This window comes from Planotetraspora sp. A-T 1434, from assembly GCF_025420585.1.
GTDB lineage: Bacteria > Actinomycetota > Actinomycetes > Streptosporangiales > Streptosporangiaceae > JAOEGB01.
In genome coordinates this window covers 119,222-135,904 of the sequence record NZ_JAOEGB010000004.1, presented here as the reverse complement: position 1 = coordinate 135,904, position 16,683 = coordinate 119,222, and the positions used below count along the sequence as shown (strand labels likewise).

Sequence of the window (16,683 nt, the reverse complement as noted above, 5' to 3'; positions counted from 1 at the left end):
CATCACGGCTTCTTCCGCACACTCAGGAACATCCCGATGCCGATGCCGGCGAGTCCGAAGACCACGGCCCAGAGCCAGCCGGGGATCTTCGGGCTGTCGTCCCCGGCGTCGTCGGCGTCCTTGGCGGCCCCGGCGGCGGTGGTGGCCGGAGCGGGCGGAGCGGAAGCCTCAGCCGCCGGCGGCGGGGAGGCCGTGGCTCTCGGCGAGGACGTCTTCGCCCCGACGACGGTGAAGGGGATCTCCCCCTCGACCGGGTGGCCGTCCTCGGAAACGACCCGCCAGGCGATCGTGTACCTGCCCGGGGGCACGCCGTCCGCGACGGCCTCACTCACCTTCGGCCCGTTGACCACCGGGTCGCCGCTCTCGTAGCGGTCGCCGTTCGCACCGCGCACGATCACGACCGGGAAGCGCACGGACTCGGTGAACTCGAGGGTCACCTTGCGCAGCGTCTCCACCTGCGCGTTCTTCTGCGGGTCGCTGCTCTTGAGCGACGTGTGCGCCTGTGCCGGCAGGGCGAGTGCCGTACCGAGCAGGAGAGTCACGACGAACGCGACGACGGCGGCGATCGGAGGTTTCTTCATGGCATACCAAGGCTACCGACGCGGGGGTCCGGTCCATACCCCGCGCCGGAAGACATCGGCGCGCGCCCGCTCCTGCGGGGCGCTCAGGTCGTGTCCCTAGAGCCCCACGCAGCTTTTAGAGCCCCACGCAGGCGAGCGCCCGCTCGTACGCGGCGATGCTCTCGCCGCGCTCGCCCATGCGCTCTCGCACCTCCGCGACGGCCAGCCAGCTCTCGGCCGTCTTCCGCGTCTGCGGGACGCCCTCCAGCGACGCGGCGGAGCCGGCCAGTTCGGTCAGGGACTCCTCGTCCCTGCGCTGGAGCCAGTACGCCTGGCCGAGGACGAGGCGGGCCTCCGCGAGAAGGGCGGCGCTGGTGCCGTCGGCGGCCATGTCCCGTGCCGTCAGTGCGTGCTCCGCGGCCTGGTCCGGGTTGCCCAGCGCCATCTCCGCACGCGCGATGTTCAGCTCGCAGCGGGCGATGGACGCCGTTCCAGCGGACGACTCCTTGAGCTCCCGCAGCGCGCGGGCTGACAGGTCCCTGGCGGCGAGGGCCTCAGCTCCCCGCACCCGCAGCAGCAGCTTGGCGTAGGCGGAGCGAAGCCGGGCGAGGTTGCGCGGCTCGCCGTTCTCCGAGTGGACGGCCAGCGCCCGCTCGATGAGGGACATCGCCTCCTCGCCGGACCCGAGCGCGTCGGCGGCCATCGCGGCGTTCCAGCACGCCGCGACGATGGAGCGGGGAGAGCCGAGCACCTCGGCCGCCGCCAGAAGCTCGCCGGCGAACTGCCGGGCGCGGAGCAGGTCGCCCCGCTCGATGTAGACCGACAGCAGCGTGGACCCCAGCTCGACCAGGCCGTCGCTCCAGTCCGGGCGGGACGTCGCGAGCCCGACCATGTCCTCACCGGCGTGGACGGCCGCCTGGAAGTCGCCGAGGTCGCGGTAGCACCGGCAGAGCGCGATGGCGATCTGAACGCGGCGCTCCGGGGACTGCGCCTCCGTGTCCGCCTGGCGGAGGGTCGTCAGGAGAGCGATCGCCGTGGGCAGGTCGCCGCAGGCCTCGGTCGCGAGCGCGTAACCATACTGGGCGTCCTGCCAGAGCGACGCGAGGCCTGCCAGGCTGTTCTCCTGGAGAAGCTCCGCGTACAGTCGCCTGGCCTCGGTGAGATCACCGTTCTCCAGGGCCAGCCGGGCGAAGCGAAGCCCCAGCTCCAGCTCCTCCATCTGCTCGGCGGTGACGCCGTTGACGAGGTAGGTCAGCGAGCAGTCGAGTTTCTGGGCGAGCAGTTCGAGCACGGCAGGAGTAGGGGTACGCTTGCCGCTTTCGATAAGAGAAACGTAGCTATCGGACAACTCAGGATGGGCAAGCTGTGCCTGGGACAGACCACGCTGCCTGCGGATCAGCTTGATCCGCTCGCCGACCATACCTTGACTGGTCACACGCACCCCTTGAGAAGATGTAGGCCGCTATCGAACCCTCACGAAAGAGACCCTCATGCGTCGCCTCGCGCTGTTCGCCCTGACCGCCCTTGTATCGGTCAGTCTGGCCACTGCCAGCAATGTTACGGCCGCGAGTGCCGCCAAGTCATCAACAAGTCTGGTGAACGACTACTGCTGCTGACTCGTTATTCAGCAACGCCGAGTTCACAACGAGAAGGCTCTGACAGGCCCACATAGTCCTCCCCGGGTCTGTCAGCCTGGGGACCCTTGACCCGGGGATGACGTTCCGGATGGCCGCACCCAACGAAGTGTCGATGCCGCCATGGCGTGGGCCTGACGGATGAGATCATCGAGCATGGCCTGCTGACCGGCCACATCGTCGGAGAGAGGCAGCATGAGGAGGCGGACCTCGATGAGGTAGTCACCATCGCGGGTCAGTGCGACCCACGTGGTCGGGTTGGCGCCGGACTCGTCCTCCAGGCGGTACGCCACGGTCTGGCCAGTTGGCGGATTGGGCAGCGTGATGCGGTGGTACCGCGTCGTCCAGGAGCTTCGCCCGTCGCTCAGCCGGAGAGTGCGGCATTGTTCGGGTGGGTCGGCTGTCAAGCGGCGGAGCGCGGAGTCGGAGGCGTAAACGATCGCCTCGCTTAGTGCGGGCCCTCTGAAGATGCCTTTGGTTTCGAGCCTGAGACCGACCGGGAGTCGACCCTGCACGCCGTTGCCGCACACGGGGACCACAAGATCGGCTCCGGGCACGCCGCACCCGCGTGGGTCGCTCATGCATCGGTCCAGACGTGACGCTCGAAGGGCGAGGACGAAGCCCTCTACTACGCTCAACACCAGTCCAGCGAACCCGCTGGAATCAAACCCTGAGGTCTCCACGAAAGCCGGGGCAGTTCAGGGTCCCTGCGAAGGATGGCCTGTTGGAGTTGACGGAGTTCGTCTCCGGGCTCAAGGCCAAGTTCGCTCACCAGCCATAACCTCGCCTCCGAATAGGCGCGCAGAGCACCGGACGCATCACCAGAGAGATACAGCGCACGGATCAGCAGCCCCCAGGCTCGCTCTCGTAGTGGCTCCTCGGTAAGCAGGACGCGCATCCCGGCGGCCGCCTCCACGTTCCGCTCCATAGCAAGTTGCGCTTCCGCACGTTCCTCCATCGCAGCCGCCCACTGCTCATGCAGCATGCGCAGACGTACGGCCAACGGTTTGCCGCATGAGATACCCCCTCCTGCGGGTCCCCGCCATAAGGCGATCGCCTGGTCGAGATGCTCGACGGCCGTCATATAGTCACGTCGGAACAGCGCGACCCGACCATCCGTGGCCAGCCGTTCGAAGCGAGTCAGATCTAGTCGTTCCGGTGAAGCGACAAGCTTGTACGAGCGATCCCCAGCGACTACTCCAACGTCCTGCATCGCGGCAAGGGAACGTCGGAGGGCGACTACGTGATTGCGAACGTTCGAGGACGCCGAAGCCGGGGGTTCACCGTCCCACAGGACGTCAGCGATCTCGTTGAGGGCTACCGGCCGGTTGATTTTGAGAAGCAGCGACAAGAGAAATACTCGCTGCTTGCGGCCACTGATGGAGATGACCTCTCCTGTACTGTGTACCTCCACCGGCCCCAAGATCCGAAAGCAATGTGACATTGCATTCCCTCAGTCGACAGACGAGTTCTGGACACCCCGTTCAATACGTTCTGCAAGGCCACTATGATCTATGTCTCTAGATACCACCTAGAGAGCTGCTAAACGCGTTGGGCCAGCGAGGCACCAATGCCATGTTTCAACTGAGCGGGCAGGACGTGTCGCCGAAACAATCGTTATGGGCCATCCGCTTTTCGCTTGTGAGGGTATCCCGGATCATCTAGCCTCCATGGAGGCAAGGTCCCGACTCGGCAGAGGGTGGTAGGCGAAGGCGTAGAGATGGGCACCGGAGAGTCGATCGGAGACGTGCCGTCTTGCCATGCTTGGTCCGGTGGTCGCCTGGCGTGGCTTCCCGAGGATCGACCTCGGGCCGCCCTTGCAGGAGGCGGCCCCGTGCACGTTGGCCGCCCACCGGGGACAGGTGTTAGCGAAAGAACACCTGATCGACGGGATGTGGGGAGAGCACGCCCCAAGGCCTCTGAACAGAGCATCTATACGCACATTCATCCCTCAAATGAATCCTCGAGCCGGGTGGAGGCCATTGCAATTGGCAGCCTCGCAGGACACAAAGGCTGGAGCGAGTGCGCCGTCGCGGAACAGGCTGCAATCTATGTCGCTCTCGCCATGCCACTATGACTGCCGTCACAAGAACGCCGGTAATCAAGGTCAGGAGGTCGGATGCCCCCGGTGGATGTGGCGGATATGCATGCTGAGGGCTATCAGATCAGTGTTCTGGGTCCCGTAACGGGCCGGCGCGATGAGGAGAAGCTTGACTTCGGACCACCGCGGCAGCGCGCGGTCCTCAGTATGCTCGCCATCCAGGCCGGACGGACGGTCTCACGGGATCAGCTGATCGATGGCGTCTGGGGAGAGAAGGCTCCGGTCACCGCCGAACAGAGCGTCTACACGTATGTGGCGGGATTGAGGCGAGCCCTGGAGCCGTCCCGCACGCAGCGTGGCCCCTCGCGGCTTCTGGTCTCCATGTCCGGCGGATATGTGTTGCGGCTTGAACAGAACCAGGTCGACGCGGTTCTGTTCGAGCGCTATGTCGATCAGGCCGGGGAACTGAGGGATGAAAGAGCCTACGAAGCCTCCCTACTGACGCTGACGAAGGCCTTGAGCCTGTGGCAGGGGCAGGCTATGAGCGGGGTGCCCGGTCCCTTCGCGGAAAGAGCGCGGCGGCGCCTGAGCGATCTGCGTCTCACATCTCTGGAACTACGCGCCGATATTCTGCTGCTGCTGGGACGCCATCAGGGAGCGGTCACCGACCTGTGGAACCTGGTCCACGACAATCCGCTTCGGGAACGCCCCCGTGAACTCCTGATGCTCGCGCTCTATCGATGCGGCCGCCGGGCTGACGCGCTGAGCGTCTTCGACGAGGCCCGGCGCCTGCTCGTCGAGGAACTCGGAGTGGACCCCGGCGAGAGCCTTCGCCGATGTCACGAACAAATTCTCCGCGCGGATCCCGCTCTCGATCTGCCATCGTCCTGGGTCACGGCCGCGTCTGGCCCCGGAGAGACGATGCCGGCTCCGGTGCCGCGTCAGCTCCCACGTAGGGTGCTCAGTTTCGTCGGACGGGCGGCGGAACTGGTCCGGCTTCGGTCACTACTCGCGCCATGGGACGGCAGCCCACCCCAGCCTGTGGTTGTGATCATTGGAGCGCCTGGGGCCGGGAAGTCCGCCCTGGCGATTGAAGCGGCGCACGCGGTAAGCGAGCATTTCCCGGACGGGCAGCTTTACGTCAACCTCCACGGCGCGACACCGGGCGTGAAACCGTTGGAGCCTCACGAGATGCTCAGCAGGTTCCTCCGTGCCCTGCTCGTACCTGCTGAGGCCGTTCCCTCGGACATCGACGAGGCGGCGGCCTTGTTGCGGGAACGGCTCGCTGCTCGGCGCGTCCTCATCGTCATGGACAACGCGGCAGCTCTGGATCAGGTGCGCCCTGTCCTGTCCGTTCCACAGGGCAACGCCATCCTCCTGACAAGCCGGGAATCGTTCGCGGTGGCTGACAACTGTGCCCAATTGCGTCTCGGCACGATGCCGCACTTCGAAGCGGTCACCATGCTCGCCAAGCTGGTGGGCGCCGAACGCGTGGCGGCGAATCCCGCGGCGACGACACAGTTGGTGCACCTCTGCGGGGGTTTACCGCTTGCCCTGCGCCTTGCGGCGGCCCGCCTTGTCGATCGGCCGGGCTGGAAGGTCACGGATCTGGTCGCGCGGCTCAGAGACGAGCGGCAAGTGCTTCACGAACTCGAGTCAGGCGATATCGCGGTACGTGCGAGCTTTCGGCTCAGTTACGATCTTCTCTCGCGAAGTGACCGACCCCTCGACCGGGCGGCGGCCAAGGCATTGCGTCGCCTCGGCCTTCTCCACGTGCCAGATGTGACCGCCGACGTGGTCGCGGCCCTCCTCGACATCGAAGTTGATCTTGCTGGACGGGCGCTTGAGCGTCTGGTGGATGCCCACATGGCCGAGTCGGGCACGTACGGCCGGTTTCAGCTTCACGATCTGGTACGGCGGTTCGCGTTCGAATTATCCGAAGAGCACGAGACCCCGGACGCGCGGTGGGCCGCGCTCAATCGAGCGCTTGGTCTCTACACCGCTACCACCCGTCTCGCCGTAAGGCTCCTGGACCCGCATCGCGTACAGCCACCGGGACCGGAGGTTGAGCCAAAACCGTGCCCTCTAGCAGACGGCAGCGAGGCACACGAATGGCTAGAGAAAGAGCGACCCAATCTCCTCGCCGCCGCTTCGCAAGCAATGACGTCGGTGAGCGAGCCCACCGCCCGTCAGGGGGTGGCCCTGTGTTTTTCGCTCTGGTGGTATCTCCATCACGAGGGTCGGAGAAGGGACAACATGGCGATCCATCAGCAAGCCCTGCACGCGGGGAAACGCCTCAACGATCTCCACATCCAGGCACGTGCTCATGGCAATATCGCCGGGCCATTGCACCAAATGGGCCAGTCGGCCGAGGCCGCAGCCCATCAGGAAACGGAATTGGCGCTTCAACGTGGCCTGGGAGACCGATTCGCTGAAATGCGGGCGCTGGGCAACCTAAGCGTCGTCTACGTGCATCTGGAGCGATACGAGGATGCCCTAAGATGCGCAGAGGAGCAGTTAGCGATCTCCAGAGAGATCGGCTCGAATGTGGGCGAACGGCACGCGCTCTTCATGGCCGGTCGTGCTAGCCGTGGTCTTGGTGACCTGACGGCGGCCACAGCCGCGCTGAAGTATGCGCTAGTTCAGGCGCGCGATGCAGGGGACAACTACCAAGCATCTGAATGCCTTGTAGCCATCGCCGAGATTTGTCTCGATCAGAACGAGCCGTTGCCAGCGAAGATTCACCTGGAGGACGCACTGGACCGCGCTCGTACGATCAAGTACCACGCCATCAAACCGAAGTGCCTCTGTTACCTGGCCCGCGCCCTTCGCCTGCTCGATGAGCTCGACAATGCCCTGAGCTGCGTCAAGGACGCAATCGCGATCGCCCGCACGGTCGACGACAAACGCTGGGGCGAAATCGCGGCCAAGGAGCAGTCCGCCATCTACGCCGCCTTTGCCAAATCACTCAAACCGCCTTCGCAGCGCGGCTGAAGCCAATACTCAACTTGCATGTAGCCCCACGCACCCGGACCGGGTCGTGGCAATGCTAAACCCGGTTCCGCGGTTCGTGGGCACATGAGGCTTGATCGCGGAATGTAGGCGCTGGTCAGCGGGCTCGGGACGCACGCTACTTCCACTCGGGGAACTGTTACTGATTCGCGTGCTTCGAGGCCGACAGTCAGCCTTCTCCTGGCGCGCATAAACGCCGCGCTGGCCGGCAAGCCTGGTCAGCCGGCGCGCAGAGCGAGGAACAGATCGACTCGGTCGGCCATCGACGACAAGTTCTTGCCGGTCAGCTCCTCGACCCGGCGGATCCGGTAGCGGACCGTGTTGACGTGCACGTGCAGCCGCTCCGCGCACGCGTTCCACGAACCCGCGCACTCGAGGAACGAGCCGAGCGTCCGCACCAGCTCCGCCTGATGCCGCCGGTCGTAGTCGAACAGCGGACCGAGCAGCCGCTCCGCGAACGACCGCCGGACGTCGCCGGGCACGGTGGCCAGCAGCAGGACGTGGGTGTAGATCTCGTCGCTCGTCACCACTCCCCCGCCGCGCGCGTCGGCCAGCCGCCTCGCGTGGCCGGCCTCCTCGACCCCGCCCCGGATCGCCGAAGGGCCGGTCAGGGCGCCGCTCACGCCGATCGACACCCGCGTCCCCGGCAGCCCGGCGCTCAGCAGGGCCGTACGCTCCCGCAGCCGCGCTGCCAGGGCGTCAGCCGTGCCATGCTCTCGCAGGGGCATGAGCGCGACCGATCCGTCGGCGCCCGCGGCGGCCACCACCTGGCGGCCCAGCAGTTCCTCTACCACCTGGCCGCCCAGCACGGCGGGGTCCGGACCCTCCGTGGCGTTCCGCCTCGCCGCCGTCGCGGTCACCACGACGTACGGCTCGGCCGCGTCGATGCCGCAGGTCCGGAGCCGGGCCGACAGCTCGGAGAGGTCGGCGGCCCCCGAGCAGGCCAGCGCGATGAGCTGCTCGGCCAGCCGCCGCTCCACCCGGCGGCCCTCCTCCATCCGGGTCCGCTCCATGGCCACGCACGAGGCCAGCTCGAACCCGATCTCCACGTCCAGCTCGCCCCGGCAGGCCAGCGCCCACCCGGCCGCCCGGTCCGAGCGGTCGACCGCGAAGACCGTGAACGGGCCGTCCACCCCGGCCACGACGGGAAGGCGGACCGCGGCGAGATACTCCCGTGCCAGCCGTACGGCATGGCCCTCCGGGAGCTCGCCCGCGATGACCGATCCGGACGCGGAGATCACGGCTCCGGTGACGCCCAGCTCGCTCGCCATGAGCGAGAACAGCTCGTCGAGCCCCGCACCCTCGGCGACGGCGGCGACGATCCTGCGGTGGCGGCCGAGCGCGCTGCGCAACTCTCCCACCTGGGTGCCCGCCAGACCCGGCAGCCGCCTCCCGACGATCTCCGTGACGGCCCCGAACGGCACCTCGACGGGCACCTCTAGCAGCGGCAGGCCCCTGTCCCGGCAGGCGGCCACGAGATCGTCCGGGACGAGGCCGAGCCGCGCGTCGCCCGCCCCCAGCGCCGCCACGCCCGCCTTGACCAGGGCGTCCACGAACCGCTCCGAGTCCGCGGGCTCCTGCCGCCACATCAGGCCGGTGAGGACCAGCTCACCGCCCGAGACGTACCGCCCCGGGTCGGGCAGGTCGGTGATGAGGACGCCGGAGATCTCCCGGTCGAGCCGGTCGTCGCCCGTCAGGAGGGCGAGCCGGAGCTCCGCGACGGCGAGCAGATCCCTCAAGAGCACACGACTTAGCGTATTTGGAGAAATCTACAATCAGCGCCCCGCCCCACCGCCGGGTTTCATGCCGCCGCCCATTGGGCCCGGACGGCCGGGGTTGATGTACTGCCCACGTGACCAGCATCCAGACCGAGCCGCGCTCCGGGTCGCGCTCCGGCGTCGGCGCGAGCGTGCCCCGCCCGGACGGCACACTCAAGGTGACGGGCGAGTTCGCGTACTCCTCGGATCTCTGGCTGGACGGCATGCTGTGGGGGGCGACGCTGCGCAGCCCGCACCCGTCCGCGTGGATCCGCTCGATCGACATCGGGCCCGCGCTGGCCATGCCGGGCGTGTTCGCGGTGCTGACCCATGAGGACGTGCCGGGCGAGAAGTTCTACGGCCTGGAGCACCGGGACCAGCCGGTGCTGGCCGTGGACCAGGTGCGATACCAGGGCGAGCCGGTGGCGCTGGTCGCCGCCGACCATCCGGAGACGGCCCGCCGCGCGGCGGCCGCCATCATCGTGGCCTACGAGCCGCGCGAGGCGGTCGTCGATCCCCGCAGGGCCGCCTTCGACCCGTCCTGCCCGCCGGTCCATCCCCACGGCAACCTCGTACGGCACCAGCCGGTCCGAGTGGGTGATCGCTTTCAGGCCGAGGTGGTCGTCACGGGCGAGTACGAGGTCGGGATGCAGGACCAGGCCTTCCTCGGCCCGGAGTCCGGCCTGGCCGTGCCCGCCGAGGACGGTGGCGTGGACCTGTTCATCGCCACGCAGTGGCTGCACGTCGACCAGGACCAGGTCGCGCCCTGCCTGGGTCTGCCCAAGGAGAAGGTGCGGCTGTCGCTCGCCGGGGTGGGCGGCGCGTTCGGCGCCCGCGAGGACCTGTCGATGCAGATCCACGCCTCGATGCTGGCCCTCCGGACCGGCAGGCCGGTCAAGATCGTGTACGGCCGGGAAGAGTCGTTCTTCGGGCACGTCCACCGCCACCCGGCCTGGATGCGCTACGAGCACGGCGCCACGGCCGACGGGCGCCTGGTCTACGTCAGGGCCGAGATCCTCCTCGACGGCGGCGCTTACTGTTCGACGTCTCGCGCCGTGGTCGGCAACGCCGCATCGCTGGGCGTCGGGCCGTACGAGGTGGACAACGTCCGGATCGACGCTTACGGCGTCTACACGAACAACCCGCCCTGCGGGGCGATGCGCGGCTTCGGGGCCGTCCAGGCGTGCTACGCCTACGAGTCGCAGATGGACAGGCTGGCCGAGGCGTGCGGGCTGTCCCCGGTCGAGATCAGGATCCGCAACGCCGTCTCCCAGGGCTCCCGGCTGGCGACCGGGCAGGTCGTCGACTCCCCCGCGCCGCTCGCCGGCATGCTCCGCGAGCTGGCCGCCATGCCGCTGCCCGGCTCCACAGTCACCAGGCGCTCCATCACCGAGCCCTCCAGCGCCAAGCCCTCCAGCGCCGAGCCCGTTCCGGACCTGCGGTCGCTTCCCGGCGGTGTCTCGCAGACCACCCACGGCGAGGGCGTGCGGCGCGGCGTCGGATACGGCGTGGGCATCAAGAACATCTGCTTCTCCGAGGGCTTCGACGACTACTCCACCGCACGGGTGCGCGTCGAGCTCCTCGGCGGCGAGCCGCACGTGCTCGTGCACACGGCCGCCGCCGAAGTGGGGCAGGGGCTGATCACGGTCAAGGCCCAGATCGCCCGCACCGAGCTCGGCATCGACAAGGTGACGGTCGCCCCGGCGGACACCTCGGTCGGCTCCGCCGGCTCCTCGTCGGCGTCCCGCCAGTCCTACGTCACAGGCGGCGCGGTCAAGGCGGCCTGCGAAGCCGTACGGGAGCGTCTCGACAGCCTCCGCGCGGGCGACCCGGAGCTGGGCCTGGTGGAGCTGCTGGAGCGGTTCGGCCCCGTGGAGGAGACGCGAGAGTACCGCCACCGGCCGACGTTCCCCATGGACCCGGTGACCGGTCAGGGCGACTCGCACACCCAGCTCGCGCTGTGCGTCCACCGGGCCGTCGTCGACGTGGACGTCGAGCTCGGCCTGGTCAAGGTCGTCGAGCTGGCCGCCGTGCAGGACGTCGGCAGGATCCTCAACCCCGTGGCCCTGGAGGGGCAGATCCACGGCGGCACGGCGCAGGGCCTCGGCCTGGCGCTCATGGAGGAGATCCAGGTCCGCGACGGCAGGGTGCTCAACCCGTCGTTCACCGACTACCTGATCCCCACGATCCTCGACATGCCCCCGATGCGGCTGTCGATCCTGGAGAACCCCGACCCTCACGCGCCGTACGGCCTGCGCGGCGCGGGTGAGCCTCCGACGCTGTCCTCCACGCCCGCGGTGGCGGCCGCCGTACGGGCCGCGACGGGCCTGGAGCTGCCCCGCGTCCCCATCCGGCCCGAGGACATCGCCCTCGCCGCCCCCTCCTGACCCCCCGCGTGATCATGCACAGGTTCCCGGCAAGCGGAGGCGACCTGCGCAAACGCGAGTCGTGATCATGCAGAAATTCCCGGCGACGCGGGCTGACGTGGGAGAAGCCCGTACGTGATCATGCATCGGTGACGGCCCCGGTCCGGGGCACCTCTCAGACGAGGTCGTCGGGGTCGCAGGCGACGCCGTCGTGATCGACGTCGGTGTACCAGTAATACTCCTGGTGCCGACCCTTGAAGAACGGCCCCTGGCCGTGTTCGGTGGCCTCCTTGCAGGTGGCGAACCGCATCGTGCCCGCTGTGTGCTGCCCGACCGGCCTGATGGCCTGGCCCGGCGTCGGCTGTGCCGTACCGGCCCCAAGGGCGCCCGGCTGACCTGTGCCCGGCTGGCCCGTGCCTTGCTGGGTCACACCCGGCTGGGGCTGTACAGACTGGGTCTGGCCCGGCTCGGTGATGCCGGTGCCGGTGGTCGGCTGCTGCCCGGCCGGAGGCGAGGGGGTGGTCGACGGGACGGCAGGCTGCTGCCCCGGCACGGCGCCCGTCAGTGTCGAGACGAGGGCGTCGGCCTCTGCCTTGGTAAAGCCCGCGATGCTCAGGCTGCCCTGGGTGATCTCCTGGGCGACGCGGGGAGCGGCCACCACCTTCTCCGCCACGACGATGGCGAGCTGCTGCTTGACGGTCTCGTGGGTGAGCTCGGCGATCTGGTCGCGGCTGGACGGGGAGAGCTCCAGGCGGATCGAGTAGGTGCCGTCGCGCTCCGGGACCGGCTCGATTTTCTGCACCGTGCTCACCGTGACCCCGGGATCGAGCTGGTAGCACTTGGCGCCGGCGCTGTCGGGGATGGCGTCGGTGCCCGCGCACGGCGCGCCTGTCACGCCGGTGACCGGCGCGAAGTGCATGGGGACCTGAAGGTGGCGAACCGGCGTCTGCGACAGCGGCGGCGCGTCGGGGTTGCGGGTCATCAGGATGGCGACCGCGCCCAGGACGCCCGTCATCACGACGACCAGGACGAGGGCGACGACGAGCGCCACCGTCGTCCCCCGGGTCGCCTGGGGACCGTCCGGCGCCGGAGGGCCTTCAGGCGTGACCCGACCCGGTGGCGTCTGCTCGGCTCCGCCTGGGGCCACGGGTTCCTCATCACCCGGCACGGGCGCGTTCTGCATCCCCACCTCGATCCCTGCCATCGCTCCGAGAGCCTACCGAGGTATGCCAACGGCAGGTAATCGGATGACCATGCGCTGTCCAGCTTCGGAGGCCTTTGACAATTTGTCATGAATGCCCGACAAATGCTTGTACGTTGCGGTCTGCCGTACTGGTCACGGCGCCCACACAGTGGAGCAATGAAGGTCGGAGTTCCCCGCGAGATCAAAACCCAGGAGTACCGTGTCGCGCTCACGCCGGCCGGGGCCCACGAGTTCGTACGGCACGGCCATGACGTCTTCATCGAGAGGGACGCCGGGACCGGTTCGGCCATCCTCGATGCCGACTTCGCCGCCGCCGGAGCCGTGATCCTCGACTCGGCCGACGACGTCTGGGCCGAGGGCGAGCTGATCCTGAAGGTCAAGGAGCCGGTGCCCGCCGAGTATCACCGGATGCGCAAGGGCCAGGTCCTCTTCACCTACCTGCACCTCGCGGCGTCGGAGGCGGGAACGCGGGCCATGCTCGACTCGGGGGTGACCGGGATCGCCTATGAAACCGTGCAGACGGCGGACGGCGCGCTGCCGCTGCTCGCGCCCATGTCGGAGGTCGCGGGACGGCTGGCCCCGCAGGTCGGCGCCTACCACCTCATGCGGCAGGGCGGGGGCCGCGGAGTGCTGATGGGCGGCGTCGCCGGCGTGTACCCGGCCAAGGTGGTGGTGATCGGCGCGGGCGTGTCCGGCATGAACGCGGCGGCCATCGCCTTCGGCATGCAGGCCCAGGTGCTGCTGCTCGACCGGAACATCGACAGGCTCCGCCAGGCCGACCTCGTCTACCAGGGGCACTGCCAGACAGTGGCGTCCAACGCGTACGAGATCGAGAAGGCGGTCCTCGACGCGGACCTCGTGATCGGGGCGGTGCTCGTGCCCGGCGCCAAGGCGCCCACGCTCGTCGGCAACGAGCTCGTGTCGAGGATGAAGAAGGGCTCGGTGCTCGTCGACATCGCGATCGACCAGGGCGGCTGCTTCGAGGACTCGCGCCCGACCACCCACGACGACCCCGTCTACCGGGTGCACGACTCGGTGTTCTACTGCGTCGCCAACATGCCGGGCGCCGTGCCGCACACCTCGACGTACGCGCTGACCAACGTGACGGTGCCGTACGCTCTGGCGATCGCCGACATGGGCTGGCGAGCGGCCCTGTCCGCGGACCCGGCGCTGGCCCGCGGACTCAACACCCATCAGGGCCACCTCACCAGCGTTCCCGTGGCCGAGGCGCACGGGCTGGAGGCGGTGCCGGCCGAGCGCCTGCTGGAGGGCCGCTGAGGGCGGCTTGGAGGACCATCTGGAGCGAACGCGCGGCCGTCTAGAGCGAACGCGCGGCCAGTTCGCCTCGTGAGGTGACGCCAAGCTTCGGATAGGCCTTGTAGAGGTGGTAGGCGACCGTTTTGGGGCTGAGGAAGAGCTGGGCTGCGATCTCCTTGTTCGACAGGCCCTGGGCGGCGAGCCGGGCTATCTGGAGCTCCTGTGGGGTGAGGGGGGTTGCGGTGTGCGCGCCAGAAGCGGGGACGGGTGTTCCGGTGGCCTCCAGTTCGGTGCGGGCGCGGAGGGACCACGGGGCGGCGGCCGAAGCGGCGAAGGTTTCGAGTGCGCGGGTGAGGTGAGCGCGGGCTTCGGACTTGCGCCGGGCGCGACGGAGCCATTCGCCGTAGAGGAGCCGGGTTCTGGCCTGGTCGAAGGGGCGGGATGGGAGGGCCAGAGCCTCCAGATAGTGGGGCTCCGGGATGTCCGACAACAGCGCCTGGTTGCGGTGGTGGAGGGAGAGGGCCCACGGCTGGGCGACGCGGGCCGCCCAGTCGGCGAAGCGGGCGGCGGCGGACGCGGCGCGGTCGTGATCGCCGGCCCGGACGGCCGCCTCGACCAGGTCGGGAGCGGAGCGGGTGACGCTGACATGGTGAGGCATGCCGGAGTCGTGGAGCTCGGCGAGACGGCTGAGGGCCGGCTCGGGGCGGCCCTGGCCAAGGTCGAGGAGGCCGAGCGCCCACAGGGTCCAGTGGCGGCCTGCCGGGGCCTGGCCCGGGGCCGAGTCCGCGAGGGACTCGGCGACGAGCGCGCGGCAGCGGGACTCGTCTCCGGTGAGCGCCGCCGCGTAGGCGGCGATGGCGCCGGCGTGGCTCACCGGAAGCAGCGCGCCCGTGTCGTGGCCGACGCGGACGGCCTCGGCGACGCTGATCTCGGCGTCGCGGAGGCGGCCGGCGAACAACTCGGCCTCGGCTTGGAAACAGAGGATCAGGGGCAGTGAGCCGATCGCACCCGCGGCGCGGGCCTCGGCGGCGAGAGCGGCCGCCAGGGCGTGCACCTCGGCGTCCTGCCCGGTGACGAAGCCCGCCCCAGCCAGCAGGGTGAGCTCGCGGGTGGACGCGCCAGCCTCGCGGGCGGCCGTGGCGCTCTCCCCGAGGGGTGGGGGTGTGCCGCGGACGGACGAGACGAGGATGCGGGCCAGCGGGGCGCCGAGGGCCGCCAGCTGGTCGATGACGTCGCCGAGCCGGGGTTCGCCGAGGAACCAGGCGGTGTGGAACGCCTGGCAGAGCATCCGGGCCGCCCGGCCGGGCTCGGCGATCGCCGCACCGGCGAGCAGGAGGTCGTGGGCGGTCGCGTAGTCGCCCTGGTCGAACCAGGCGAGCGCCTCGACGTGGGCGATGCGGGCCTGCACGGAGGGGTCGCCGGTGTGAGAGAAGGACTCCTCGGCGAGGGCGACCGCGCGCGCCATCTGGCCCGCCTCCGCGCCGGTCTCCGCCGCCCGCAGCAGGCGGATCGCCCGGTCGGCGGGGACGGGCGTGAGCTGGGCGGCGCGTTCGAAGGCGGCCGAGGCGGCCCCGTAGCCGTTGCGGTCGCGGGCCCGCCAGGCGGACGCCTCGAGCGCCGCGGCGACCTCTTCCGAAGGGTCGATCGTGGCTGCGGCGAGGTGCCACGCGCGGCGGTCGGCGAGCTCGGGGGCGTCCAGTGCGGCGGCGAGGGCGGCGGCGAGGGCGGCGTGGACCGACAGCCGGACGTCGAGGGGCGCGTCCTGGTAGACGGCGGCGCGGACCAGCGGGTGGCGGAACCGCAGGCGCTGACCGTCGACGGAGATGAGGGCGTCGCCGGTCGGAAGGTCGGCGGGGCCCGCGCCGAACGTCGCGGCGGCCCGCAGGATGACGGGCAGGTCGCCGGTCTCCTCGGCGGCCGCGACGAGAAGCAGGGTCCGCGTCCGGCGGGGCAGCGCGGACACCTGGCTGTGGAACGCCGCCTGAAGCCTCCCGGTGAGCGGGACGACCGGGCCGGTGAGCACGGAGGGCCCCGTCAGCACGGAGGGCAGCTCGGTCAGGGCGAGCGGGTTGCCGTGGGACTCGGCGAGCACCCGGAAACGGACCGCCGGGTCAAGGCCCTCCGGCAGCAGCTTGGCCGCGTCGGCCGGGCCGAGCCCGGCGAGGCGCAGCTCGGGAATGCCCGGCGCGGGGAACGTGTCGGCGCGCGCGGCGAACACCATCACGACGCCCTCGGCGTGCAATCGCCGGGCCGCGAACAGCAGCGCCTCGGCCGACACCCCGTCCAGCCACTGGGCGTCGTCCACGAGGACCAGCAGCGGCCCAGCCGAGGAGGCACCAGGGGCGGCAGCATCGGCAGAGGGAGCACCAGCAGAGGCGCCGCCGGGAGCACCGGCAGAGAGCGCGCCGGCCGGGGCGGAGTCGTCGGCGAGCTCCGCCAGAAGGGAGAGAACGGCCATGCCCACCAGAAGGCGCTCGGACGGAGGGCCCACGCGTGGGTGGACGACCAGGCCGAAGGCCCGGGACAGAGCGTCGCGCTGCGGGGCGGGGAGCCGGTCGAGGAGATGGAGTGCCGGGCGGAGGATCTGGCTCAGACCCGCGAAGGGAAGCTCGGCCTCGAACTCGACGCCGCCGCCGCGCAGGACGGTGCCGTGCCGGGCGGCGCCGTTCTGGGCGGCCCAATCCAGGAGCGCGGTCTTGCCGATGCCGGGCTCGCCCCGCAGGACGAGCGCGGCGCTCGCGCCCCCGCCGGCGGCGTCCAGGAGGGCGGACAGATGCTCCTGTTCCCTGGAACGGCCCACCAGCATGGGTGGGACGATACCTGACCGAGAACCGGCAACGATTACCTAAGCA

The 16,683-nt window shown here is 69.6% G+C and carries 9 protein-coding genes; 3 read left to right on the top strand and 6 right to left on the bottom strand.

All coding sequences use genetic code 11. The annotated features are described in order from the left end of the window. Positions 1-2 precede the first annotated feature (2 nt). From N5079_RS07245 to N5079_RS07235, 3 genes are all read right to left on the bottom strand, one after another. On the bottom strand, positions 3-581 hold the full coding sequence (locus N5079_RS07245) for a copper resistance protein CopC (RefSeq protein WP_261582795.1): 579 nt from the start codon (positions 579-581) through the stop codon (positions 3-5). A gap of 115 nt (positions 582-696) precedes the next feature. Then, positions 697-1,995, bottom strand: a complete 1,299-nt coding sequence (locus tag N5079_RS07240; RefSeq protein ID WP_261582794.1) for a helix-turn-helix domain-containing protein — start codon at positions 1,993-1,995, stop codon at positions 697-699. 833 nt (positions 1,996-2,828) lie between these two features. Continuing rightward, positions 2,829-3,608: a BTAD domain-containing putative transcriptional regulator gene (locus tag N5079_RS07235; RefSeq protein ID WP_261582793.1), complete on the bottom strand. Its 780-nt coding sequence runs from the start codon at positions 3,606-3,608 to the stop codon at positions 2,829-2,831. A gap of 705 nt (positions 3,609-4,313) precedes the next feature. Between N5079_RS07235 and N5079_RS07230 the strand changes: the two genes are divergently transcribed. Next, positions 4,314-7,229 (top strand): BTAD domain-containing putative transcriptional regulator, encoded by a 2,916-nt coding sequence (locus N5079_RS07230; protein WP_261582792.1) that lies wholly within the window; start codon positions 4,314-4,316, stop codon positions 7,227-7,229. A gap of 236 nt (positions 7,230-7,465) precedes the next feature. Here N5079_RS07230 and N5079_RS07225 read toward each other — a convergent pair whose 3' ends face one another. Next, positions 7,466-8,992 carry a PucR family transcriptional regulator gene (locus N5079_RS07225; RefSeq protein WP_261582791.1) on the bottom strand — a complete coding sequence of 509 codons (1,527 nt, stop codon included), beginning with the start codon at positions 8,990-8,992 and terminating at the stop codon, positions 7,466-7,468. Positions 8,993-9,099: 107 nt separating this feature from the next. On the opposite strand from N5079_RS07225, the gene N5079_RS07220 reads away from it, so the two are divergent. After that, a complete protein-coding gene (locus tag N5079_RS07220; RefSeq protein ID WP_410007755.1) occupies positions 9,100-11,391 on the top strand; it encodes a molybdopterin cofactor-binding domain-containing protein in 2,292 nt (763 codons plus the stop codon). Between the two features lie 154 nt (positions 11,392-11,545). Here N5079_RS07220 and N5079_RS07215 read toward each other — a convergent pair whose 3' ends face one another. After that, the gene (locus N5079_RS07215; RefSeq protein ID WP_261582790.1) at positions 11,546-12,574 is read right to left on the bottom strand and encodes a SecDF P1 head subdomain-containing protein; all 1,029 of its coding nucleotides are present in this window, start codon (positions 12,572-12,574) and stop codon (positions 11,546-11,548) included. Positions 12,575-12,730: 156 nt separating this feature from the next. Between N5079_RS07215 and ald the strand changes: the two genes are divergently transcribed. Next, positions 12,731-13,852 (top strand): alanine dehydrogenase, encoded by a 1,122-nt coding sequence (gene ald, locus N5079_RS07210; RefSeq protein WP_261582789.1) that lies wholly within the window; start codon positions 12,731-12,733, stop codon positions 13,850-13,852. Positions 13,853-13,892: 40 nt separating this feature from the next. Here ald and N5079_RS07205 read toward each other — a convergent pair whose 3' ends face one another. Then, entirely contained in the window at positions 13,893-16,637 is a 2,745-nt protein-coding gene (locus N5079_RS07205; protein ID WP_261582788.1) for a LuxR family transcriptional regulator, read from the bottom strand. Positions 16,638-16,683 lie beyond the last annotated feature (46 nt).